Origin of the sequence: Fictibacillus sp. FJAT-27399 (assembly GCF_001510655.1) — a bacterium.
In the GTDB taxonomy this organism is placed as follows: Bacteria; Bacillota; Bacilli; order Bacillales; family Fictibacillaceae; genus Fictibacillus_C; species Fictibacillus_C marinisediminis.
This window is the reverse complement of record NZ_LMVC01000002.1, coordinates 979,373-1,001,589: the sequence shown is the minus strand read 5'-3', so window position 1 is coordinate 1,001,589 and position 22,217 is coordinate 979,373. Positions and strand designations below refer to the sequence as shown.

17 protein-coding genes and 7 tRNA genes are annotated in these 22,217 nt (G+C 43.7%); 2 read left to right on the top strand and 22 right to left on the bottom strand.

What is annotated here, in order from left to right; all coding sequences use genetic code 11:
• Positions 1 to 115: 115 nt before the first annotated feature.
• Genes AR335_RS10010 through AR335_RS09995 form a run of 4 tightly spaced genes read right to left on the bottom strand, consistent with a single transcriptional unit; the run spans position 116 to position 7,972 of the window.
• Positions 116 to 2,083, bottom strand: a complete 1,968-nt coding sequence (locus AR335_RS10010) for a glycoside hydrolase family 15 protein (protein WP_062234980.1) — start codon at positions 2,081 to 2,083, stop codon at positions 116 to 118.
• Positions 2,084 to 2,089: 6 nt separating this feature from the next.
• The gene (locus AR335_RS10005; RefSeq protein ID WP_062234977.1) at positions 2,090 to 4,501 is read right to left on the bottom strand and encodes a sugar phosphate nucleotidyltransferase; all 2,412 of its coding nucleotides are present in this window, start codon (positions 4,499 to 4,501) and stop codon (positions 2,090 to 2,092) included.
• A 14-nt stretch (positions 4,502 to 4,515) separates the two neighbouring features.
• Positions 4,516 to 7,293 (bottom strand): 1,4-alpha-glucan branching protein domain-containing protein, encoded by a 2,778-nt coding sequence (locus AR335_RS10000; RefSeq protein WP_062234974.1) that lies wholly within the window; start codon positions 7,291 to 7,293, stop codon positions 4,516 to 4,518.
• Between the two features lie 13 nt (positions 7,294 to 7,306).
• Positions 7,307 to 7,972 (bottom strand): DUF4912 domain-containing protein, encoded by a 666-nt coding sequence (locus tag AR335_RS09995; RefSeq protein ID WP_062234971.1) that lies wholly within the window; start codon positions 7,970 to 7,972, stop codon positions 7,307 to 7,309.
• A 396-nt stretch (positions 7,973 to 8,368) separates the two neighbouring features.
• On the opposite strand from AR335_RS09995, the gene AR335_RS09990 reads away from it, so the two are divergent.
• Positions 8,369 to 8,563 carry a hypothetical protein gene (locus tag AR335_RS09990; RefSeq protein ID WP_062234969.1) on the top strand — a complete coding sequence of 65 codons (195 nt, stop codon included), beginning with the start codon at positions 8,369 to 8,371 and terminating at the stop codon, positions 8,561 to 8,563.
• A 21-nt stretch (positions 8,564 to 8,584) separates the two neighbouring features.
• Positions 8,585 to 9,043 (top strand): hypothetical protein, encoded by a 459-nt coding sequence (locus AR335_RS09985; protein ID WP_062234966.1) that lies wholly within the window; start codon positions 8,585 to 8,587, stop codon positions 9,041 to 9,043.
• 64 nt (positions 9,044 to 9,107) lie between these two features.
• Here AR335_RS09985 and phoU read toward each other — a convergent pair whose 3' ends face one another.
• The 18 genes from phoU to AR335_RS09895 all read right to left on the bottom strand — a co-directional run bounded on the left by phoU (position 9,108) and on the right by AR335_RS09895 (position 22,045).
• The gene (gene phoU / locus AR335_RS09980; protein ID WP_062234963.1) at positions 9,108 to 9,767 is read right to left on the bottom strand and encodes a phosphate signaling complex protein PhoU; all 660 of its coding nucleotides are present in this window, start codon (positions 9,765 to 9,767) and stop codon (positions 9,108 to 9,110) included.
• A 21-nt stretch (positions 9,768 to 9,788) separates the two neighbouring features.
• Complete coding sequence (gene pstB, locus AR335_RS09975; RefSeq protein ID WP_062234960.1) at positions 9,789 to 10,568, bottom strand: phosphate ABC transporter ATP-binding protein PstB; 780 nt, start codon at positions 10,566 to 10,568, stop codon at positions 9,789 to 9,791.
• A gap of 11 nt (positions 10,569 to 10,579) precedes the next feature.
• The gene (gene pstB / locus AR335_RS09970) at positions 10,580 to 11,398 is read right to left on the bottom strand and encodes a phosphate ABC transporter ATP-binding protein PstB (protein WP_062234958.1); all 819 of its coding nucleotides are present in this window, start codon (positions 11,396 to 11,398) and stop codon (positions 10,580 to 10,582) included.
• A 23-nt stretch (positions 11,399 to 11,421) separates the two neighbouring features.
• Entirely contained in the window at positions 11,422 to 12,309 is an 888-nt protein-coding gene (gene pstA, locus AR335_RS09965) for a phosphate ABC transporter permease PstA (protein ID WP_062234955.1), read from the bottom strand.
• Positions 12,309 to 13,220 (bottom strand): phosphate ABC transporter permease subunit PstC, encoded by a 912-nt coding sequence (gene pstC, locus AR335_RS09960; RefSeq protein WP_248254681.1) that lies wholly within the window; start codon positions 13,218 to 13,220, stop codon positions 12,309 to 12,311. The genes pstA and pstC overlap by 1 nt, the downstream gene beginning before the upstream one ends.
• Positions 13,221 to 13,327: 107 nt before the next feature.
• Positions 13,328 to 14,233 carry a phosphate ABC transporter substrate-binding protein gene (locus AR335_RS09955; protein WP_062234952.1) on the bottom strand — a complete coding sequence of 302 codons (906 nt, stop codon included), beginning with the start codon at positions 14,231 to 14,233 and terminating at the stop codon, positions 13,328 to 13,330.
• Positions 14,234 to 14,509: 276 nt separating this feature from the next.
• Positions 14,510 to 16,522 (bottom strand): peptidoglycan D,D-transpeptidase FtsI family protein, encoded by a 2,013-nt coding sequence (locus AR335_RS09950; protein WP_062234949.1) that lies wholly within the window; start codon positions 16,520 to 16,522, stop codon positions 14,510 to 14,512.
• A 113-nt stretch (positions 16,523 to 16,635) separates the two neighbouring features.
• The gene (locus tag AR335_RS09945) at positions 16,636 to 17,913 is read right to left on the bottom strand and encodes an MFS transporter (protein ID WP_062234948.1); all 1,278 of its coding nucleotides are present in this window, start codon (positions 17,911 to 17,913) and stop codon (positions 16,636 to 16,638) included.
• 156 nt (positions 17,914 to 18,069) lie between these two features.
• Complete coding sequence (locus AR335_RS09940) at positions 18,070 to 18,681, bottom strand: superoxide dismutase (protein ID WP_053357866.1); 612 nt, start codon at positions 18,679 to 18,681, stop codon at positions 18,070 to 18,072.
• 289 nt (positions 18,682 to 18,970) lie between these two features.
• Positions 18,971 to 19,046 (bottom strand) — tRNA-Phe (locus tag AR335_RS09935).
• Between the two features lie 13 nt (positions 19,047 to 19,059).
• Positions 19,060 to 19,136, bottom strand: a tRNA-Met gene (locus tag AR335_RS09930).
• Between the two features lie 178 nt (positions 19,137 to 19,314).
• A tRNA-Ser gene (locus AR335_RS09925) sits at positions 19,315 to 19,407 on the bottom strand.
• A gap of 13 nt (positions 19,408 to 19,420) precedes the next feature.
• A tRNA-Ile gene (locus tag AR335_RS09920) sits at positions 19,421 to 19,497 on the bottom strand.
• Positions 19,498 to 19,531: 34 nt separating this feature from the next.
• Positions 19,532 to 19,607 (bottom strand) — tRNA-His (locus tag AR335_RS09915).
• A gap of 17 nt (positions 19,608 to 19,624) precedes the next feature.
• Positions 19,625 to 19,701: transfer RNA gene (locus AR335_RS09910), tRNA-Met, on the bottom strand.
• 6 nt (positions 19,702 to 19,707) lie between these two features.
• Positions 19,708 to 19,782, bottom strand: a tRNA-Asn gene (locus AR335_RS09905).
• A gap of 144 nt (positions 19,783 to 19,926) precedes the next feature.
• A complete protein-coding gene (locus AR335_RS09900; protein ID WP_062234943.1) occupies positions 19,927 to 20,409 on the bottom strand; it encodes a DUF456 domain-containing protein in 483 nt (160 codons plus the stop codon).
• A gap of 31 nt (positions 20,410 to 20,440) precedes the next feature.
• Positions 20,441 to 22,045 carry a Na/Pi cotransporter family protein gene (locus tag AR335_RS09895; RefSeq protein WP_053358530.1) on the bottom strand — a complete coding sequence of 535 codons (1,605 nt, stop codon included), beginning with the start codon at positions 22,043 to 22,045 and terminating at the stop codon, positions 20,441 to 20,443.
• Between the last annotated feature and the right edge of the window lie 172 nt (positions 22,046 to 22,217).

The following is a 22,217-nucleotide window of genomic DNA, read 5'->3' as shown; positions in this document are numbered from 1 at the left end:
TTTCCCTCCAAACCTTAACCATTACAAAAATGGCGTACTGCTTTGATTGATTTGTTTCCAAATTAATTCATACTTTAATATAATACCAGACACATTTAATTTCAGCAAGTGCATTTTATTCAAGACGTTCATAAGCTTGAATATAATCGACAACGACATCCACGAAGGTCGCGTGGGACCATGTTAATGGTGCGACGGACAGCGGTTCACCAGAGAATGGATGCAGCTGCTCAGGCAGAACTCCGCTTGAAAATGCGTGGGAGACCACCCAGTGCAAGTATTCCCTGCATTGTTTGAGGCCGTTCCGGTCAACGGCTGCAGCAATTTTCCATTTCGCAAGCCACAGTGTACAGATTAGCCAAGGATTGCCTGGCACCTTCTCCACTTCATGGGTCTGCTGAAAATAATAATCGTTAAAATACCTTGCGACTCCGCCAATCGGTGTTTTGATATACAGTTCCCGCTCAATCGCCTCCATCGTAGACTGCACTCTTTCATCATTGGCGGAAAAAACACCGAATGCAAACAAGCCGTACATGCTGCTTTCTATCGTATAATCTTTCGTTATTTCCCGATTTTCCTCGTTCAAGTAAATTCCCCGGAGGAACCGTCCGGCTTCTTGATCGTAAAGATGGTTCTCCATTCCTTTTTTTACGCGCTCTGCTCCCGCTTTGTACCTTGCAGCCCTGTCATCTTCCCCAAATAAAAGAGCAAAAGAGTGAGCTGCCATCAAACCGCCGTAAACAGCTGAGCACGTAAACGAAAAGACTCCCCTTCTTTCTTCCCACAAGTCATAGGACGGATTGGGCAGATCAAGCTCCTCATCCATGAACTGAAGAAGAAAACGGGCACCCGGCCTTATAAGCGATCGGTAAAGAGATTGGGCAAATTCGATATCCCCGGTCTCTTTATAGTGCTCCCAAAACGCCCATAATACGAGTGCCGTTTCATCCTCTTGTATCGGCAGCTGTTCTTTCCCGTCTTTTCCGACAGTCGGATGCCAGCTTGAACCGATCGAGCCGTCTGGATTGTATTTATGGTGCAGAAAACCTTCTTTTGTCAGCACGTCTGCACACCTTCTATAGAAATTTTTCACCATCCCCTGATAGCCGGCTTTGGCGATTGCCGCTGCCACAAGTGCACCGTCCCTCGGCCACATATAGCTGTAATGATCCCGGTTATATTGCTGGATGTCAGAATCATTGGCAGCCATGATATAGCCATTTTCATTAGTCTGAGTACGGACAATGAGCAGGCTCCGTTTATACAGAGCTAAAATCTCTTCCTCCAGATCTGTATCTGGCAGCGGTGATTTATTCGCCCATCTCCTCCAGTAGATCATGATCTTATCAATAGTCAATGATGGTCCGATTTCTTTGATGTATTCGTTCAGTGCAAGGATCTCTTCCCTGTTCCTCCCAATGGTCATCCAATAAAAGGCTTCAACGGTTTCTTCTCCTCGAACTTCATGTTCCACAGAAAAGGTGCTGTCTACAGATCCCTGGGCGATCGGATTAATGTGCAGCGATCCATCCTCGGCATCCTTCCATGTTCCTTCAGCGCTTTGGAACCGTTTGATTCCTGTCGTATACTGTGATATGCCATTATCTCCAAAAAGAGCATTAAACAAAAAATAGCGATTCTTTTTGTAATGGATAATAGACCTTGAATCCGGGGCGTAAAAAGCAGTATCTCCAACCTCTGTCTCATAAATATTTAAATCCTGATGAAAAAAGAGCCGGATTTTCTTTTCCCTCTTCGAGGTGTTCGTCACTTTTATTCGGCGCAAAAACATATTTTCACGCTGATGAACACCGTCTTCAAATACAAGGCGAATGCCCATCTGTTTGTTTTCAGCCGTACAGCAGGTTACAAGAGAATCCTTATGATAGTCCGTATGGACGCTCCAGTGTTCCGAAGACAGCCAGGAGAAATGGCCATCTGACCATATCCCCACTCTGTTTGCATGTCCCTGAACGTGATTTTGCTGTCCGACATAAGGATAATAAATGTCTCTAATCTGAAGGTGCTGATCAATGTTTACGAGAATTTTTCCGTTTCCGGCTACAAGCTGCCTCGGCATGATCCATTAAACCTTCTGATACAGCCGGATTTTATCGATGAACTCAGCTGCAGCTTCTTTCGCCTGATCCATGTTCGATCCCTGCGAATACACAGTGAAGACCGGCTGTTCTACATCCGGAAGAATCAGTGTCCAGCCGCCTTCAGGATGAAAGACTTTGATGCCGTCGACGAGTTCCACTTTATTATCACGGATATCCTCCATAAGCTTTCTCATGACTTTTCCCTTTTTATCCCATGGACAAGGAACATACTCTCTCAGCATATTCACATTTGGCAGCAACCCTACTAGTTCTGACAGTGTGATCTTCTGGGTAGCCATCATCTCCAGGATGTGAATGAGTGCATACTGGGCGTCGTACTGAAAATTCATCACCCCGGTGCCGACTTCCATAATGGATCGAGGATTGGCTTTCGTGCGGATGAGCCTTCCGTTCAAACGGCCTGCCAGGCTGTCAAGGTCAGAAGAACCATAGACCGGGATAGCCATTTCGTGTTGTTTTCCTTCGTAAAACGTCACGAGAACATATAGAGAAAGCATCGTTTCCTCATCGAGCAGTTTTCCAGACTCCGTGATCAGGCTGAGCGTTTCTCCGGCCTCACCGACAAGAATCCCAAGATTGGCATTCGTCACTCTGACAAAGGAAGCCATTTCCTCAGGTCCCGTCTCAGATGGAACGGTCAAGAACTCACAATCCAATTTATGAAAAAGGATAGGAATAAAGCTGAGATACGGCTGGTGATTATAGTTTACAACGATTCGAAACTTTGAATTTCTGATTCTTTTTTTATTGACGGTCTGTAAAAGGGCTTCAATATATTCTTCGTTTTTATAATTGTTGTAGGTACTTTTGCCGATCATGTCAAAAGCGGCACGTCGGTAATCTTCTTGCCAATAAGCATTCTCGATCTTCCGTTCCTGATCAGGATGGATCGGCAGGCCTTTGTGGTCATAGAACTCGATTAACACTTGCTTTTCTCCGCCTCTGTTTGAAAAACGGATGTAGACACCGCCTTGAAGATTATCCATCTCAATCGCAAAACGGACGACAGGAGCTACCGTAGGGCTCGTATCAAGAGTATTTACCCCAGATGACAACAATCCCTGGATAAAGGCCTGTTTAATCATTCCGGAGAAAGAATGAGAATCACTGGCGATCGCGATGTTGGAACCGTAAGGCAGCACAGCTCCATACGCAGAAGCAAGTCTTGCGATATAATCAGGTGTGATCTCTACATTGGCGATCCCTGAGACCCCGCGGCTGCCGAACAATGACTTGGTCGCTTTTCTTCCCCAGATCAATGAAGTATGCACAAGTGCTTCATCATAGATCTCTTTTTCCGGCCAGATTTTCACTTCCGGCTTTAAAGTGGAGCGTTTTCCGATCTTGCAATGATCGCCGACAACAGCATGCTCGTAGATCGCTGCTCCCTGCTCGACCATCGTTCCATTTGCAATGGTTGCACCCCTCAGCTCGCTTTCGGATCCCACATAAACATCATGCCAAAGAATGCTTTTCTTTAATGACGCTTGAGAAGAAATGACATTATTCCGGCCAATGACAGAATAGCTTTTTATATCCGCTCCTGCCCTGACGACTGTTCCATCCGCAATATGTACCGGCCGTTCGAGTTTTGCGCCGTCTTCAATGACAACATTGTTCCCGACCCAGATTCCCTGGTCGATCTCATGCCCTGAGAACGGCAGGTTGACAAGGCCATCCAGCATGTCGCGGTGTGATTGCCGGTACTGATGGAGGCTTCCGATATCCGACCAGTAGCCTTCTGCCGGGTAGCCATACAATGGCCGCTCTTCTTTCATCAGGAGAGGGAACAAGTCTTTGCTGAAATCCGTCTGAAATTCCTTCTCCATATATTGAAAAATTTCCGGTTCGAGGACATAAATGCCGGTGTTGACTGTATCGCTGAATACTTCATTCCAGCTTGGTTTTTCAAGGAAACGGATGATCTCTCCGTTCTGATTGGTCATGATCACACCGTATTCAAGCGGAGATTCGACCTGTTTCATAAAGATCGTAACGAGGGCGTCCTTTTCCTGATGGTATTGGATTCCCTTTAGTAGATCAAAATCCGTCAAGGCATCACCGCTGATCACGATGAAGCGCTCATCCAAGAAATCTTCTGCGTTTTTAATGCTCCCTGCTGTCCCTAGCGGCGTCGTTTCCTCAAAATAATGAAGGTTAACGCCAAAGTCACTGCCATCTCCAAAATAATTTTTGATGGCCTCTGGCATATAATGCAGCGTTACTGCGATATCCGTGATGCCATATTTTTTCAGCAGCTCAATGCTGTACTCCATTACGGGTTTATGCAGCAGCGGCACCATTGGTTTAGGCAGATTGCAAGTCAGTGGACGAAGACGGGTTCCTTTTCCCCCAGCCATTATTACACCTTTCATTTATACACAGCCCCTTATACCGGATTTTTTTCTAAACATTGTTCATACAATGCGCTTGTTTGTTGAGCAATTTCTTTCCAGTTAAATACGGTTTCCGCTTCTCTCTTGCCGTTGATGGCGAGAGTGCGCCGTAAATGTTCATCTTGAGCAAGCGTCAGAACTGCCCATGCCAGACTTTCCGGATTGCCGGGATAGATTTTCAGCCCGGTCTCTTCATGGCGGATAATGTCTCTCAGTCCGCCCGTATCTGAAACAACGGTTGCTTTTCCTGCCACCATCCCTTCCAGGGCAACAATGCCGAACGGTTCATACAGGCTCGGAAATAACGCAATATCGCATTCCGACAGGATCCGGTTTCTGTCATCATCTGATACAAAACCGGTAAAAGTAACGTAATCTTCAAGTCCCTCCCTATGAATTCGATCGCGGTATTCATCCAGCATCGGACCTTTGCCGGCAATCATAAACTTGATGTTGCCCATCCTCTGTTTGACCAGATGAGCGGCTTCGATGATGGTCTGGAATCCTTTTTCTTTTACTACACGCCCTACTGAGAAAACAAGGATTTCATGGTGCTCTTTAAAACGGAAACCATCCAAAACCTCTTCTGTCTGAATCAGTTCAGGATCAACCCCGTTTGGAAGGATATGAATCTTTTCTTCAGGTAACCTGAACACCGCGGCAACTTCTTTTTTCATATATGGGCTGCACACGATGACTTGGCTCGCTTCATAGCAAAGTTCCCACTCTTTTTGATTGATCTCATATTGAAGGGCGTTATGAATTCCATTGTTGCGGCCATGTTCGGTCGCATGGATCGTTGCGATCAGCGGGATATTCAGTTCCTGTTTTAATCCTTTAGCGGCCACACTGACAAGCCAGTCATGGGCATGAATGCAATCAAAATCAATTTTTTTGGAAAGTTCTCTCCCTTGATCGGCGATCGCAAGGTTCAGGCTGCCCGTCCAGTGGAAGAACTCCTCGGTCTGAGGCTGATTGGACCTTACTCGATAAACATATATTCCCTGGTTGATCTCATAGTCAGGGTAACCGTCTACATGGCATGTGACGACATGGACCTCGTGGCCTTGTTTAACAAGCGTTTTGGCTAGATCAAATACATGACGGGCGAGCCCGCCGACTACCATTGGCGGAAACTCCCAGGATAGCATAAGGATTTTTCGTTTTTCTTGTTCAGGCTTCTGGTTGTAGTGCTGCTGTATATAGAGGTCATGCGTAGTTTCAAAATAACTTGTATCAATACTTTTTAAAAATGGGAAATCCTTTTCAAAAGCTTCGATTGATGCAGTATTATTTGGAGTTTGCTGTAACAGTTCCTTGATGGTATGGAATCGTTCAATGTGGGTTTTAAAACGCTCATTGGCATACTGTGCTGATGTTTCATTATCAATGATAAATGCCCAGTCTGAGCTGGCAGCCAGCATCCATTCCCTAATCAACTGTTGAACGTAGCGTTTTGTAACAGGTGTGAGCGGCGAGTGCAGCGCAACGGCTGATATGATCTCTCTTTCACATTTATGCAGATGCCGGTACATCCACGCATTCTTCTCATTTAACCAGACTTCTCCGTATTCATTGCGTCCCCAAGTTGAAAAAGAAGCGTGTACAGTTTCAAGGTCACGATAATGGCGGCTTATAAATTCAGATGGAGTAATCCATTCTACTCTCCCGGCACTTGCCTGCTGAAACGCAGAGATCCAATCTGTACCCTCGAACCACCAGTGCCCGAACAATTCAGCATCAAAAGGTGCCGTAATAAGATGAGGAGGGAAGCATTCGTCTTCCTTTTCTCTGAGCCGGGTTTCTATCGTCTCTGTAAAGTGCTCTGCGTGCTGTCTTATTTTTCCTTCTGCCCATTCACGGACATAGATCTGTTTATCTTCGACGGGACCTGTGATCCGGTGATATTTCAGGCCGGTATCGATCCTGATTCCTTCTGGATGGATATGAGGAAGGATATAATCAAGCTCCCTGTTATAGGCGATATCCCGGTAAAATTCACGGTAGTCTACATCACCCGGATAACCGTTCACCGAACTCCATACTTTTCCGGATATTTCGCGGTTTCTTGGAAATAGTGCCACTCCATGCGGCGAGTAGACGGGGGAACCGATGCCTCGTGCAGATTTGGGGCTGCTGTTCAGGAGCGTTTGTTCATCGACAAATGTGTACAAGATCCCTTTCTGATGGAGCAGCTGATCGATGCCGGGAGTGTACGCACACTCCGGGAGCCAGAATCCTTTAGGTTTTTCACCGAAATGATGTTTAAATGTTGCGATACCCATATCGATTTGAGCATGTAAGGCTTCGCGGGTCTGAACGTAAGGTAAGAACGTATGTGTAGCCGCTGTTGTGAAGCATTCGAGTGCTCCCGCCGAATGGTAATGTTTAAAACCATTGAGCAGATTCTGGTTCCATTTAAAAAATGTGTCCCGAATGTTCTTATAACGCTCACTGTAAAATTGGATGGCTTTCGCTTCGTCTTGATCGAGAGTGCGAAGTTTTTCTTTTTTAATGAGATTTTCCGTACTATCCAGATACTCCAAATATCTTCTTTGCAGTACAGGGTCTGCCAGCATTTCCATCACCGGCGGCGAAAAGGAAATACTCCAGGTGAAGCCTTCAGGCTGACGCTCAAGCACCCAAAGCAGCGGGATGTAGGTCTCTGTCATTGCTTCGAACACCCATCGTTCTTCGAGCCGGTTAGCCTCTCTGTGCTTTACGTAGGGAAGATGGGCATGCAGTATAAATGTGAAATAGCCACTTTTCATTGATTTAGAGCTCCTATCTGATTTTTTGATAGTATGAATAACTGCTGAAATTTTCCATCCATTCTGGTACATCAGCGTTACCATTCTTCCAGTTCATAACGCTCCCGGTACGGTGTTCATTTGACTGGTCCCTTGGTGTCTCTACAGGATTAGATCTAAGCACTGTGAAGAAGCTTCCATCAAACGTTCTTGTTCCTACATCAATGACGTAGGTACGATCAGGTTCCAAGTGCTGGATAAACCAGTTGTTGGTCATCTCAGGGATCTCGATTTCAAAGTTTCGGTGTGCGTTATGACCCTGGAAGATGATATCTGTTACATCATAGATTTTCATTCGTTTAGGCAGTTCACTCCAGGGTGTTCTGAAGTGATGTTCAACCATCTTTTGCTTCATGGACGAAATACTCCAGTATACATAAATACTCGTTGGGGACTGAACCATGGCAAACAAAGTATCTTCGTCAAATTCGTATGGCATCACCCACTGGATGCTATGCTCCTGTTTTGGAGGATCTGCCAGAATCAGTTCCTCTGCATTCTCCTCTTCCCTCACTTTTCCAGCTTCTTGCCGATACTTGTTCCACCGGTATTGCACTTTGCCGAGTGAGAGGTTCATCTTTTCGGCGATCTGCTGAAGGGTAAGACCCTTTTCCTTCATTTTGACGATCTCATTAATCATTTTTTTCCCCCCGGTCGTTTAGTTAGACATTGGTCTATTACATCTTGCAGAATAGTATTTATATGCCTCCCTATTAATTTGAAGTAATCGTATCATCACAAAATTTTTTTCACAATAAACGGAAATTGTAGAAAAATGTAGATTGCTTAGCATGTCTGATAGAATAAGCTTTGTAAATTTTTTGAAACCGTTTGCTTTACAAACTATTTACTGAATAGTATTAAAAATCGTCATTTTTCTACAAATCTTTGAGCAGATGCAGCAGTTTGCTAAATAAGAGGCCGAAGGGGATGTCGAAACACCGCAAAAATTTCGACAATTTGGCGAAAAATCTACTCTTCACATGAATACTATGGTATAAAAATAAGTGGTATGTTTTTATAAGAGGAGGATACAATGGAAATTATCATTTTTTCCCTATTGGCATTAGGAATCATTTTACTCGTCATCTCGTTCCGCAAGGACAAAAGCAATAACCTGGAAGTACAGCTTGAAAACTTTTCGATTCAATTAATGAAAGAAATGTATCAAGTAAGGAAAAAGCTTAAAGTGCTTGAAGATGAAATGATGATCAACGAGAAAGCTAAATAAATTAATTACGAGGGATTCATGATGACAAATAATACATTAAGAGGTTTCTCAGCCGGGATGATCCTGGCTACAGGATTAATTGCAGGAGTTTACTTTACACAGGCTCCTCCGGAGAAAGAAGCCGAATTAAATGACAATACAGTAAATACCTATCTACACTCCAAAAATATGACGGCTATTACCACCGAAGAACTTCAAACCCTCAAAGCAAGCCGGGCAGCTGCCGCTCCAAAAGCGAGTGAGCCTGCTACTGAGGCGAAACCTGCAGAAAAAGTAGTCTACAACACTACTTTGCACGTTTCAAGAGGAATGAGCACAGGAGAGGTTTGTGACTTCCTTGAAAAAGAGAAGATCATCAAGGACGGAAAATCGTTCCTTAAATATCTCCGCAGCCATAAGCTTGAAGGGGAAGTCCGGTTTGGAAGTTATAAGGTGAACAGCAAGATGAATTTCAAAAAGCTTGCTGACACCCTCACCTAATACACTCATTAACAAAATAAAAAAAAGGGGGGCCAGCTTAACTGCTGACTCCCTTTCTGTTGTGCTATTCATTTAAGCCGTAGCGTTTGCCCTTTACGAGATATAAAATGTTTTCAGCGATATTCGTCGCATGGTCTGCCGTTCTTTCAATATAGCGGCATACGAAAGACAGCTGGGTGATCTGAGCGAGAGAATCTGGATGCTGGGTCATCAGCTCTAACAGCTCCTGAATAATCTTTCCATACAGTTCATCGACGGAATCGTCGGTATCAGCAAGGTTTTTCGCCAGTACTATATCTTCGTCAACATATGCTCTGATGGAATCAGAGAGCATGCCGATCGCGATATCAGCCATCCTCGGAAGATCTACGAGTGGTTTGATCAGTGGTTTTTCACCGATTCGAATCGTTGATTTTGCGATATTGACGGCAAAATCAGCCATGCGCTCCACATCGGAAGAGATCTTAATCGCGGCAATGATTCTGCGCAGATCTGAAGCCACTGGTGCCTGCTTGGCGATAAGGAGGATTGCTGCGTCATTGATCTCATCTTCGAGCTGGTTGATCCGCTGGTCATTTTCAATTACCTCAAGAGCTTTATCCACATTTTGTTCCTTTAACGCTTCCATGGATTCTTTTAATGCGTACTCTGTTAATTCACCGATTTCAACGAGCATTTCTTTAAGTTCATTCAATTGGATCTGAAAGTTTTCACGTACCACCATTTTTCGTCACTCCTCTTCTTATTATCCAAAACGTCCGGTCACATAGTCCTCTGTCCGTTTATCTGAAGGAGCGGAAAAGATTTTGCTCGTCAGATCGTATTCAATCAGTTCACCCATCAAGAAGAATGCCGTACGGTCAGAAACCCTTGCCGCCTGCTGCATGTTATGGGTAACCATAACAATGGAATAGTTTTTTTTCAGCTCAAGAGCGAGTTCCTCGATTTTTATAGTTGAGATCGGATCGAGTGCAGATGTTGGTTCATCCATCAAAATGACATCCGGCTTGGTGGCAATGGCTCTGGCAATACATAACCGCTGCTGCTGGCCTCCTGACAAGCCTAAAGCAGATGTATTTAGCCGGTCCTTCACTTCATCCCACAAAAACACATCTCTTAATGAACGTTCTACAATCTCATCCAGTTTCCCTTTTTTCTTTACCCCATGAATTTTGGGTCCGTAGGCTACATTTTCATAGATTGACTTTGGAAAAGGATTGGCTTTCTGGAACACCATACCGACTTTTTTTCTCAAATCGACAAGGTCCACCTTTCCATTAATTAAGTTATGATGGCCGTAATTAATTTCACCGGACATCCTGACTCCCGGGATATTCTGGATCATTAGGTTCAACGTTTTGATAAACGTTGATTTCCCGCATCCCGATGGTCCGATGATTGCTGTTATCTCATTATTGTAAATCGTAAAATCAATATCTTTCAGTGCCAGATTTTTTCCGTACCACAAATTTAAATTCTTGATATCAAAAACCATTTTCTCTGCTGCCAATACTGCTTGTCCCATCATTATCCCCCTTATCCGAAGCGGCCTGTAATATAGTCTTCTGTATCCTTTTTTGATGGATTCGTAAAGATCTTATCTGTCTTATCAAATTCAACCAGCACTCCATTTAAGAAGAAAGCGGTCTTATCTGAAATACGTGAAGCCTGATGCATGTTATGCGTCACAATTACAATGGTATAATCCTTTTTCAGCTCTATGATCAGGTCTTCAACCTTAGCATTAGAAATAGGATCCAATGCAGACGCAGGCTCATCAAGGAGAAGGATGTTCGGTTTCATGGCCAGGGTTCTGGCAATACAAAGGCGCTGCTGCTGCCCGCCAGACAATGATAAAGCCGACTCATGAAGCCTGTCTTTAACTTCATCCCACAAAGCGGCCTTCCGAAGGCTTTCTTCCACAATTTCATCAAGCTTCTTTCTCGAACGGATTCCGTTGAACTTCAAAGCATGCGTAATATTATTGTAGATAGACTTAGGAAATGGATTGGGCTTTTGAAACACCATGCCGATTTCTTTCCGAAGAGCGACAACATTTATGTCATCGCCGATCAGATTAACATCGTCGTAGATGATTCCACCTGTGCTTCGTGCCCCGGGAATCAGGTCATTCATACGGTTAATGGAACGAAGGAAGGTTGATTTTCCGCAGCCTGACGGACCGATCAACGCTGTCACACCGTTCTTCTCGATTGAAAAATTGACCTCTTTTACCGCATGGTTGTCACCGTAATAAATATTCAAGTTTTCGATATTTAAAGCAACCGGATTATTCTCTTTATTCGGTTGTTCAGTTAATGGTTTTGTCTCTTTTTTTTCCATCACAGTTTTCATGTTACCCCACCTATATTCTAAAGTTATTTAGAAGCTGTTATCTTTCTGTGAACCACACTGCCGATCCAGCGGGCCAGCAAGTTAAAGATCAATACAGAGATAATCAGAACTGCTGAGGATCCGTCTGCCACTTCGCGCACATCTGGAATTAACCCTTGTGTGTTAACCGCCCAAATATGCACCGCAAGTGTTTCTGCCGGACGGAACACGTTAAGAGGAGAAGTCGAATCAAACGGATTCCAGTTTGCGAAATCAAGCGTTGGCGTTGTAAGTCCTGCCGTAAAGAGCAATGCTGCAGCTTCACCGAACACACGGCCTGATGCAAGAATCGCTCCAGTTAGAATGCTTGGAAATGCTGCCGGAAGCAGGACCGTTTTGATCGTGTGCCAGTGTGTGATTCCGAGAGCAAGACTAGCTTCTTTTTGGTCTCTTTGAACCGTACGGAGGGCATCTTCACAAACCCTTACCATAACAGGAAGATTAAACACTGTAAGTGCCAGTGCGCCGCCGAGGATTGAATATCCCCAGCCAGTAAGATTAACGAACATTAATAATCCAAACATACCGATGACAATCGATGGCAATGAAGCCAATACTTCAATACATGTTCTGATCGCATTTGTCAGCTTCCCTGGACGTGCATATTCTGCCATGTAAATTCCGCCTCCAAGTCCAAGCGGAATCGTGAACACCATGGTTAGGAAGAGAATATAGAAAGAGTTAAAAAGCTGGTTCCCAATACCTCCGCCTGCTCTGAAGGAGCTTGATGGTGAGGTTAAAAATTCAAGGTTAAGCTTTGAAAAACCATGAAAAATAATATATCCGAGCAGTCCGACTAGAACAGTAACGATCGTTGCTGCGATCAAGTAAAAAATAAAAGTAGCAATGCGGTCTGTAACTTTGCTGTTCATTAGAACTGCCTCCTTGAAGAAAGATAACGAATTAAGATGATAAAGATAAAGGACATCGCTAAAAGAATAAGCGCAAGCGACCAAAGAACATTATTTTCCACGCTACCAAAGGTCGTGTGCCCCATGTTCAACGTAATGATGGTCGTTAATGTAGCTGATGGATCAGTGATCGCAGATGGAAGTGTACGAACGTTTCCGATGACCATCTGAACAGCAAGTGCTTCACCGAACGCACGAGCCATCCCAAGAACAACAGCGGTTAAAAGTGTGGGCATAGCCGCAGGAATCAGTACTCTCCAAATGGTTTGCCAACGTGTCGCACCGATCGCGTAAGAAGATTCCCTTAGCCCCTTTGGCAACGAGCTCATCGCATCTGTAGCGATACTTGTTACTGTAGGGAGAATCATAATGGAAAGGACAATCATACCTGCGAGCAAACTGAATCCTTGTCCGCCCACTGTATCGCGGAGGAACGGAACAAGAACGGAAAGGCCGATGAATCCATAAACAACAGATGGAATACCAACAAGCAATTCAATAACCGGCTGGAGAATCTTTTTTCCCCAGGAAGGCGCAATTTCCGTCATAAAGATTGCACCGCCAATACCAAGAGGTGCTGCAATTAAAGCAGATAGGATGGTAACAGCAAAAGAACCGATTATGAATGGCAGGGCACCATAGGCTGGACTCTCTGCGTTGGTTGGATTCCAGTTCGTGCTGGTTAAAAATTCATAAATACTTACCCCGTTATTAAAAAAGGCTTGTAATCCTTTAGTACCTAGGAAAATCGTAATAGCAATCGTGGCACTTATAATGATCAGCGCACTGATTAACACTATGGACTTCCCCCGCATTTCCATTTGAAGTGCAGACTTGTTTGATTTTTTCAGCAGCCTTTGACTGGCTGTCATTGTCTTATTATCCATTTTCGTACCTCCCCAAAACGCCCTAACAGGGTAAATATCCAATTCAATATGGATACTTACCCTGATTTAGGCCTTCTTAACTTTCTTTATGGTTACTTTTTCGTAACTTTCCCTTCGGCATCACGTTTAACTTTCATTTTGCTTGCAGGGATGTATCCTTGATCAGGAACAAGTTTATTTTGAATGTCATCGCTCATTAAATAATCAAGGAACTGTTTTTCCAAGCCTTTTGGCTCTCCTTTAGTATAAGAGTGCTCATAAGCCCAGATTGGGAATTTACCTGTTTGTACATTTTCATCAGTTGGCTTAACTCCGTCAATGCTAAGTGGTGTCACACCGCTGTTATCTGTGAAGTAAGAGAAAGCAAGGTATCCGACTGCACCAGGAGTTTCTTTGATTAGCTTTTGAACTGTATTAGAAGAATCTTCTGTAGCTGCACCTTCAACAGGTGTGTTGCCGTCAAGACCGTATTTTACGAATGTAGCACGAGTTCCAGAAGAATCAGGACGGTTGATTAAAGCGATCTTTTGGTCTTTTCCGCCAAGCTCTTTCCAGTTTTTAACTTTTCCTGTGAATACTTTGATTAGGTCTTTTTTAGAAATATCTTTAATGCCTACTTCAGGGTTAACTGCTGCAGACATCCCGACTACTGCAACTTGGTGATCTTTAAGCTTGTCAGCTGGGATCCCTTCTTTTTCTTCAGCGAAAACATCAGAGTTACCGATCTTTACAGCGCCTTCAGATACTTGGCTCAAGCCAGTTCCGCTTCCGCCTGCTTGTACTTGAATATCAGCGTCAGGGTTATCTTGTTTAAATTGTTCTGCTGCTGCTGCAACGAGCGGCTGCATTGCACTTGATCCGGAGATAACGATAGAGCCTGATGCTTTTTTGCCGCCATCTGTTGATGCACCTTCATTGTTTTTGTTTCCACATGCTGTAGCGAACACGAGGAGCATAGCGAGTACTGCTAAAAGGTAAGCTGATTTCATTTTCTTCATGTTTTAGGTCCCCCTAGAATGGTTTTAAAAAGATTTTTTGATTTGATAGAGATTTAGCTTCTTCTATGTGTTCCTTGTCTCTATCGCACACCCCCAACAAGTTCTGTTAATCACTTTACATTTCTAGAATAAGCGACGATTATTAACGCTGTTTGAACGGAATGTAAAGAGATTGTAAATAAAGCGAGACTACAGTACTATGTTTTTCTAACTAGAATAATTTATGCACAATAAAAAAACACGCCCAAAGGACGCGTTTTTTATCATCATATCTAGTTAATTTTTCTTATTTCCGTCTTTCTTTAACTTAAAGTACTCATCAAGTGCCGCCGCACCGATCTCATTGTTGAGTGAGCCTTCGCGAATATTCGGCACAACAACGGCAAAAGCCACTTCAGGATGGTCATAAGGAGCATAACCAATTAATGTTTTATTGTTTAAGCGGGATTTCTTGTCCACCTCAGCCGTCCCGGTTTTGCCGGCGGGATTATAACTCTTATGTTTAAAATAAGCTGCGGCAGTCCCCTTGCTTCCGACCATAACCTGGCGGAACCCCTGGTGGACAACATCAAGATATTCCTGCTTCATTTCAATCTTGTTCATAACATTCGGTTCAAACTTATAGACGAGTTTACCCATTTTGCCAGGCTGAACAGATGGCTCGCGCACTTCCTTCAGCAGATGTGGCTGCATGCGGTATCCATTGTTTGCAATGGTTGAGACATACTGAGCCATCTGCAGAGGCGTATACGTATCAAATTGTCCGATCGCAAAAAACATCGCCTGTGCCAATTGGTGACTGACCCCTGTATTATAACCAGTCGCTTCGGACGGCAGATCGATTCCGGTCGGCACACCAAGACCAAACTGGCTGTAAGAATCTCTTAAGGTTTTAAAAGCCTGGTCGACATGGCGGTCAATGTAACGCTTATGGGAATAGTCATAGCCGGCAAGCTTCATGGCGATATTCCACATATAAACGTTCGAGGAAGCTTCCAGCGCTTTAACAGGGCCAATACTGCCCAAGCTTTCATGCGATTTCATCTTTCTGCCATCGCCAAACGTTAGGGGCGCATCGTAAAAATGCGTGTTCGGCGTGATCGCGCCTTGCTGCAAACCGGTAAGCACTGTTGCTCCTTTAACGGCAGAACCCATGGCAAATGAATTATAAACCGTTCCAAATGGAGCATTCTTATATTTTCCTGTTTTCTTATCATATTCCTTACCTGCCATAGAAAGGACTTCTCCGTTTTCCGGATTGAGCATGACGACATAAGCAGACGTCAAATCGCGGTTCGCGTAAGCGGAGCCTCCAGACTTGGCTTGTTTTAGTTCTTTTTCAATAATTTGTTCCACTTTTTGCTGAAGCTGCATGTTCACGGTGAGTATGAGGTCTTTGCCCCTGGATCCATCAACCTCTACCGGATCACCAACCGGATTGCCCGATTTATCGGTCACAAACTCCATTTTCGATTTTTGTCCTCTAAGCAGTGACTCATACTGCTGTTCAAGGAAACTGGTTCCCACTAGATCATTGCGTTCATTTCCCCGTGAAACATAATAATCCATCTTACTCTGCGGGATCTGTTTTACTTGCCCGAACAGTGCCTTGAACGTGTCACCATAAGGATAATCCCTTTTCGCATCAGGCTTTATATCTACTCCCGGCAATTCAGCCAAATGCTCACTTATGGCTGCAATCTCTTTTTGAGTTGCACCAATCTTAATTCGCTGAGGTGTCAGGGCATATCCTCTGTCCATCTCCCGTTTGATGGCCAATACCTCAATTTGATGAGGAGTAAAACTTTTCAGATCCTTCTTAGTGATCCGATCAAGCATAAGATTGTAATAAGCATCATCGCTCAGGCCTTTTTTCTCTTTCAGGCTGATCCTGCTTTCTACTTCTTTTTTATTTAAAAAGATAAAATAATCTTTCTTATCCCGTTCTGTTACGCTTTTTGTATCTTTCTGAATATAGCCCGCCAATTTTTTGGCGATCGCCTGGCGGTCCTCTGCACTCGTCTTCTGAGTGCGGGTATACGTGATGGAATAAAGCGGCTTGTTGTCAACCACCACTCGATCCTGTGTGTCGAACATTTTCCCTCTCGGAGCATCCAGCCTTGCAGTCACATTTTCCTTTTTATCAGCGGACCTGTGATATTCTTCACCTTGTACGATCTGAACATAGCCCAATCTGAAGATCAAAACTGAAAAAAGGAAAAAAACAGCCAGAAACAACGCATTCAGACGAACCGGTACATGATTCTTTTTCTTTTTTTCTTTAGTCATTCATTCCACCCTTACTTATGTATGGAAATAGTTCGATACTATTTTTCCATTTTCGACAAATTGATTTACTAAAATAATTTTAACAGTAAATCAATGTTTCCGAAAGAAAAATGTCATACCCTAGTTCCATCTTCCTTGTCTGAATTGTTCTGTGAATAGTTCGACATGATCTCAGATTTTTGAAGGGTAGCAAACCGAATTGATCTTACACAAAAATAAATGATAAAGTGACCGGCTCCCAGTACAGGCAGCAGCACCGGAATACTGTAGTCTCCATTAAAGTAAGTGATCGTTATAAGCAAAATAACAATAGAAAGAATCCGTCCTGCATTTAAATACAATTCCCTCACGACAATATATTCGACCCTCATCGGCCCAGCGTTATCCGAGCGTCCAATCACATCATATGTCAGGGAAACATACGGAACGAGCAGCAGCGGATAGGCGATGGAAATGACCACACCATAAAAGAGAAGCAGCGGAAACGTGACTTGAAGCAGAAAGAGGAACGGAGAAAGGAATAGGATCAATCCTCCGACAAAGATGGATTTCTTCCTTCTATCTCTGGTCATCATCCGGGAGACGATAAAATAACCAACAAAAGAAACGGCAGATTGAACAAGCCCAAATGTTCCAAGCGCAAATTCACTGTCTGAAATAATGTATACCCATATGACGATCAAAAAAATGAACGTCCCTTCCCTGAATCCCTGAAAAAAATGGGCATTTAGGATTCGGCCCCAATTTAAGTTGGTTTCTCTCGACTTAAGGATCTTCCAGACAAAAAACTTCCCCTCGGCCTTCTGTCTGCTTAAGAAAAAACTGATGATAACCGCACTGAAAAATAAAACCAATGAAACGCTGAAGATGATGCGGTAGCCAGTAAACTTATCCAGCTGCGAGATTAAGAATCCGGAGCTAATCGGACCGACCATACCGGACAAGGAAGTTAGCACCCCAAGGTAGCCGTTAAAGTTATCCCTTGTATCAGGTTCTGTCACTTCAAAGGTCAGCACGTTAAAAGCGAGCCAATAAAATCCAAGCCCAGCTCCGAGCAGTCCGCCAAGAATGAGCAGATACTCACTCGCCTGCTTCCCGAGGAAAAGCACATACAAATAAAAAAGCGATAATATGATGACACCAATCCGCAGTACAATAACCCTGTCAATTTTTTTTGTCAGCTTACCTGCAATAAAAAAAGCAACAGGCTGAATGCACACAATCGATAAATTATACAGAGCGATATCCTTCAGCTCACCAGATTGCTTCCATAAATAAATGTTAACAAACGTATTAGACAGAGCCGTACTCAATGCAAAAAGCCCTCCTACCACAAGCAATAGCAGCAATTCTTTCGTTCTGTCCGTGTCTCCAAACAAATTGAACTTCATTTTGTTCTCGCCCCTTTGCAATTCACATGTAGTTTTCACATCCTGAAAGGGGCTATTCGCCAAACGAAGAATTGGTTTTTATTGTATATCATTAGAAAAAGAGTATAAAAAAACCGGCCAGGGTCTTTTTCAAAGAACCTGGCCGGCTTTACCGCATTATTTTGCTTCGTTATAACGTTTTTCAACTTCATCCCAGTTTACTACATTCCAGAATGCATTAATGTAATCTGGACGTTTGTTTTGATAGTTCAAGTAATATGCATGCTCCCAAACATCAAGACCTAAGATTGGAGTTTTGCCTTCCATCACAGGGTTATCTTGATTCGCTGTGCTTGTTACTTCAAGCTCACCGTTATTAACAACTAGCCAAGCCCAACCAGATCCGAAACGGCCTTTTGCAGCATTTGCAAACTCTTCCTTGAATGAATCAAGGCTTCCGAATTTGCTGTTGATGCGTTCAGCTACTTCACCAGTAGGTTCGTTGGATCCGCCTGGTTTCAGGATTTCCCAGAATAAGCTGTGGTTCGCATGTCCGCCGCCATTGTTGCGTACAGCTGTGCGAATGTTTTCAGGCAATGCATCAAGATTGGAAAGAAGGTCCTCTAGGCCTTTGTTTTCAAACTCAGCTTGGCCTTCAAGCGCTGCGTTCAAGTTATCAACATACGTTTTGTGATGACGGTCGTGGTGAATATTCATTGTAGTCTCATCAATGTGTGGTTCCAGTGCATTTGCAGCATAAGGTAAAGCAGGCAGTTCAAACTTTGCCATGATCAATCTCCTCCTTGGTATGTAAACATTTTTTTATATTTCATTTTGGAGAAAAAACCCCAAAATTGAAAACATAGTTAAGCAACAATAATGTTTAATAAGTATCCCAACTCATACATTATCAGATTTACCCGGAACTTTCAACGATTAACCCTCTTTAATCAAAGCTTATTATGTACATAGCTGGACTTCTTTTATCCCTTGTTATGGGAGATATTAAAACAAAAGTTTTCTCATTAAAAACAAAAAACCTTCACCACGCTGGGCAAAGGTTGACTATGTATGAAAATGGTGGCTCGAGACGGAATCGAACCGCCGACACGAGGATTTTCAGTCCTCTGCTCTACCGACTGAGCTATCGAGCCACTTTAGGTATTATGGTTGCGGGGACAGGATTTGAACCTGCGACCTTTGGGTTATGAGCCCAACGAGCTACCAGACTGCTCCACCCCGCGATGGTATTAAGTTTACGGACGATGTTATTCCTCCGTAATTATTGACTGTCTCTCAGAGGCTTTACCTCTTCCACTACTCGAGTAATCATTGGAGTGTATCCGTCGAGATTACTCACAGCATAATCATGCTGTAACGCTCGTTGCTCCACCCTGCGATGATATAAAAATTAAGAAATTATGGAGGAGGTAGAGGGATTCGAACCCCCGCGGGTTGTTACACCCCTGTCGGTTTTCAAGACCGATCCCTTCAGCCGGACTTGGGTATACCTCCACGTGCTGAAAAATGGTGGACCCTGTAGGACTCGAACCTACGACCAATCGGTTATGAGCCGACCGCTCTGACCAACTGAGCTAAGGGTCCATTTTATGTATTAAGATAGTTATGTAAATAAAAATGGGGCGACCGATGGGAATTGAACCCACGAATGCCGGAATCACAATCCGGTGCGTTAACCACTTCGCCACGATCGCCATCGCCTTAAAAAATATGGTAGCGGCGGAGGGAGTCGAACCCACGACCTCACGGGTATGAACCGTACGCTCTAGCCAGCTGAGCTACACCGCCATATTTTGGCTCCACAGGTAGGACTCGAACCTACGACCGATCGGTTAACAGCCGATAGCTCTACCACTGAGCTACTGTGGAACAATGTTGTCCTCTAAGGGACAAGAATTACTATACCATTTTCAAGCTATGTAAGTCAAACCTTTTTTTCATGACCATTTTGAAAGCCCTCGGTGAGACAGACATAAATATAGCACGTCTCCAACATTTTAGCAAGCACTATTTTTATAATACGACAAAAAGAAAATAGCCAATCATGATCACTTGAATGATGATCTTGGCAACCGTTCCTCCCAAAAAACCAAGAACTGAGCCAAACCCTACCTTAGCCGCTTCTCCTATTGATTTTCGCCCGATGATCAATTCTGCAATAAACGCACCCAGAAACGGTCCGGCGATGATGCCGGCAACAGGAATCACAAATGGGCCAAGGAGCAGGCCGATCGTGCTGCCCCATACGGCCGCTTTGGAACCGCCCCGTTTTTTTACTCCATACAAATTGCTGAAATAATCCACTACAAAAAGAGTTGCCAGCAAAAACACTTCTACCCCGATGAAAAAGGGCGTAAATGGCTGAAAGGAATAAAAAATACCATAGAGCACAAACCCGAGAGCCAGAAAAAGCGCTCCAGGCAGTATGGGAAAGATCAGGGCAGCGAATGCCAGAACGAACGACAGGCCGATTAATATCCAATATACATAATCCATCAGTAAGCCTCCTGTAGTGTTTTAAGTAGGTTTATCGTTCAAGCACTGCTTCTGCAATATTGACAGAATGGTCTCCGATCCGTTCCAGATTGCTGATAAAGTCAACATACACTACACTTTCTTGGCCGGTGCTTAAATTGTTGTTGATGTCCTGAATGTGTTTCTTTCTCAGAGTTTTCTCCATTTCATCAATATCGTCCTCAATGTTCAGAACTTCCTCAGCCATCGGTTTATCGTTCGTCTCAAGAGAAATAATCGCTTTTGTCAGGCAGGATTGGGTCAGGATCATCATGTTTTCAAAGTCGCGTGATGTTACTTCTGAAAGTTTAATATTATTTCGTGCCATAAAGCAGACCAGATCAATCATATTTTTCATATGATCCCCGATTCTTTCGATGTCCTTGCACAGATTTAGAAGCATCGTATGCTCTTTAGATTCATTCTTGGACAATGAATGAATAGAAAGTTTAACGAGAAACTTGGTGATTTGCCTGTCAAACCGGTTAATCTCTTCTTCATACTGCATGGCTGTATCGGCATGCTTATTTTTCCGGGTCTGGAAGAAAAGCAATGCCTGGCTAAGCCCCTCTCTTGAATAGTCAGCCATTTTTAGCAGCTCCTGCCTAGCTTGATGCAGGGCAAATTCCGGAGAACTGTTGATGACTTTCTCGTCCAATTTTACCGTCTTGCTGTCGACAGACCATTGATCATCTTTAATCAATTTTGAGACTGTAAAGACCAGCAATGAAATAAATGGAAACAGGATAATAACATTGCCGATGTTGAAAATTCCGTGCGCAAAGGCAATTTGCATGGGCGGCTCCAGATGGAGACTGCTTGAAATCCATTGGATCAACCCTTTGTAAGGGATAAAGATAATCACAAAAATAATCGTCCCTATGATATTGAACAGCACATGAACCAGTGCTGCTCTCTTGGCATTCTGAGAGGCCCCGAACGATGCAATCACAGCTGTGATGGTGGTTCCGATATTATCACCAAAAAGAACAGCAAGGGCACCGTTTAAATGAATCAGGTCCATTGAAAACATCTGCTGCAGTATGCCCACGGTCGCGCTTGAGGACTGAAGGATCATTGTTGCCAAGGTTCCAATGGCGATGCCCAAAAACGGCTGATCGTTTAAATGTGCCGTGATGTTTTGAAAATCAAGGGAGGACTGCAAAGGTTCCATCCCTGCTCCCATTAGCTGCAGGCCATAAAATAGCCCGCCCAGTCCGAATAAAATTCTTCCGATGAAAACATATTTGTAATTCCGGATAAAAAAAACGAAGAATGCCCCTGCCGCAAGCATGGGCAGACCAAATCCCGCTGCATCAAATCCAATGATAAAGGCAGTGAATGTAGTTCCGATATTGGCCCCCATGATGATCCCAACTGCCTGTCTAAGCGTCAGCATTCTTGCATTTACGAGCCCTACCGTCAAAACCGTGGTGGCAGAACTGGATTGAATGAGCATGGTTACGAATAAGCCAGCCAGAATTCCTGTAAATGTATTGGTCGTCAGACTGTCCAAAAGGTTCCTCAGCCGATCACCGGCAGAGTTTTGCAGACCCTCACCTAAATATTTAATTCCAAATAGAAAAAGGCCGAGCCCGCCTAAGAATTGAAACAGCATATCCTGAACACCCAATTGAATTACAACCCCTTTTATCTAATCATTCTTATGCCATTATCTAGTTTTATGAAGGTGATGTAAAGGCGCTTCGCAAAACCTTTACAAAGGAATGGTCTTCTCATTGTCTGTTTCCACATTATTCGCTAAAATTAATACAGACCATTCAGGAAAT

What these genes read in the sequence shown, in the direction of transcription:
- AR335_RS09990 (WP_062234969.1), top strand. Translation starts at nt 8,369, where the DNA reads ATGGAAATTATCATTTTTTCCCTATTGGCATTAGGAATCATTTTACTC.
- AR335_RS10010 (WP_062234980.1), bottom strand. Translation starts at nt 2,083, where the DNA reads ATGCCGAGGCAGCTTGTAGCCGGAAACGGAAAAATTCTCGTAAACATT.
- AR335_RS09900 (WP_062234943.1), bottom strand. Translation starts at nt 20,409, where the DNA reads ATGGATTATGTATATTGGATATTAATCGGCCTGTCGTTCGTTCTGGCA.
- AR335_RS09940 (WP_053357866.1), bottom strand. Translation starts at nt 18,681, where the DNA reads ATGGCAAAGTTTGAACTGCCTGCTTTACCTTATGCTGCAAATGCACTG.
- AR335_RS09895 (WP_053358530.1), bottom strand. Translation starts at nt 22,045, where the DNA reads ATGCTGTTTCAATTCTTAGGCGGGCTCGGCCTTTTTCTATTTGGAATT.
- pstB (WP_062234958.1), bottom strand. Translation starts at nt 11,398, where the DNA reads ATGAAAACTGTGATGGAAAAAAAAGAGACAAAACCATTAACTGAACAA.
- AR335_RS09950 (WP_062234949.1), bottom strand. Translation starts at nt 16,522, where the DNA reads ATGACTAAAGAAAAAAAGAAAAAGAATCATGTACCGGTTCGTCTGAAT.
- phoU (WP_062234963.1), bottom strand. Translation starts at nt 9,767, where the DNA reads ATGGTGGTACGTGAAAACTTTCAGATCCAATTGAATGAACTTAAAGAA.
- pstB (WP_062234960.1), bottom strand. Translation starts at nt 10,568, where the DNA reads ATGGGACAAGCAGTATTGGCAGCAGAGAAAATGGTTTTTGATATCAAG.
- AR335_RS10000 (WP_062234974.1), bottom strand. Translation starts at nt 7,293, where the DNA reads ATGAAAAGTGGCTATTTCACATTTATACTGCATGCCCATCTTCCCTAC.
- AR335_RS09955 (WP_062234952.1), bottom strand. Translation starts at nt 14,233, where the DNA reads ATGAAGAAAATGAAATCAGCTTACCTTTTAGCAGTACTCGCTATGCTC.
- AR335_RS10005 (WP_062234977.1), bottom strand. Translation starts at nt 4,501, where the DNA reads ATGAAAGGTGTAATAATGGCTGGGGGAAAAGGAACCCGTCTTCGTCCA.
- pstA (WP_062234955.1), bottom strand. Translation starts at nt 12,309, where the DNA reads ATGAACAGCAAAGTTACAGACCGCATTGCTACTTTTATTTTTTACTTG.
- AR335_RS09995 (WP_062234971.1), bottom strand. Translation starts at nt 7,972, where the DNA reads ATGATTAATGAGATCGTCAAAATGAAGGAAAAGGGTCTTACCCTTCAG.
- AR335_RS09985 (WP_062234966.1), top strand. Translation starts at nt 8,585, where the DNA reads ATGACAAATAATACATTAAGAGGTTTCTCAGCCGGGATGATCCTGGCT.
- pstC (WP_248254681.1), bottom strand. Translation starts at nt 13,220, where the DNA reads ATGACAGCCAGTCAAAGGCTGCTGAAAAAATCAAACAAGTCTGCACTT.
- AR335_RS09945 (WP_062234948.1), bottom strand. Translation starts at nt 17,913, where the DNA reads ATGAAGTTCAATTTGTTTGGAGACACGGACAGAACGAAAGAATTGCTG.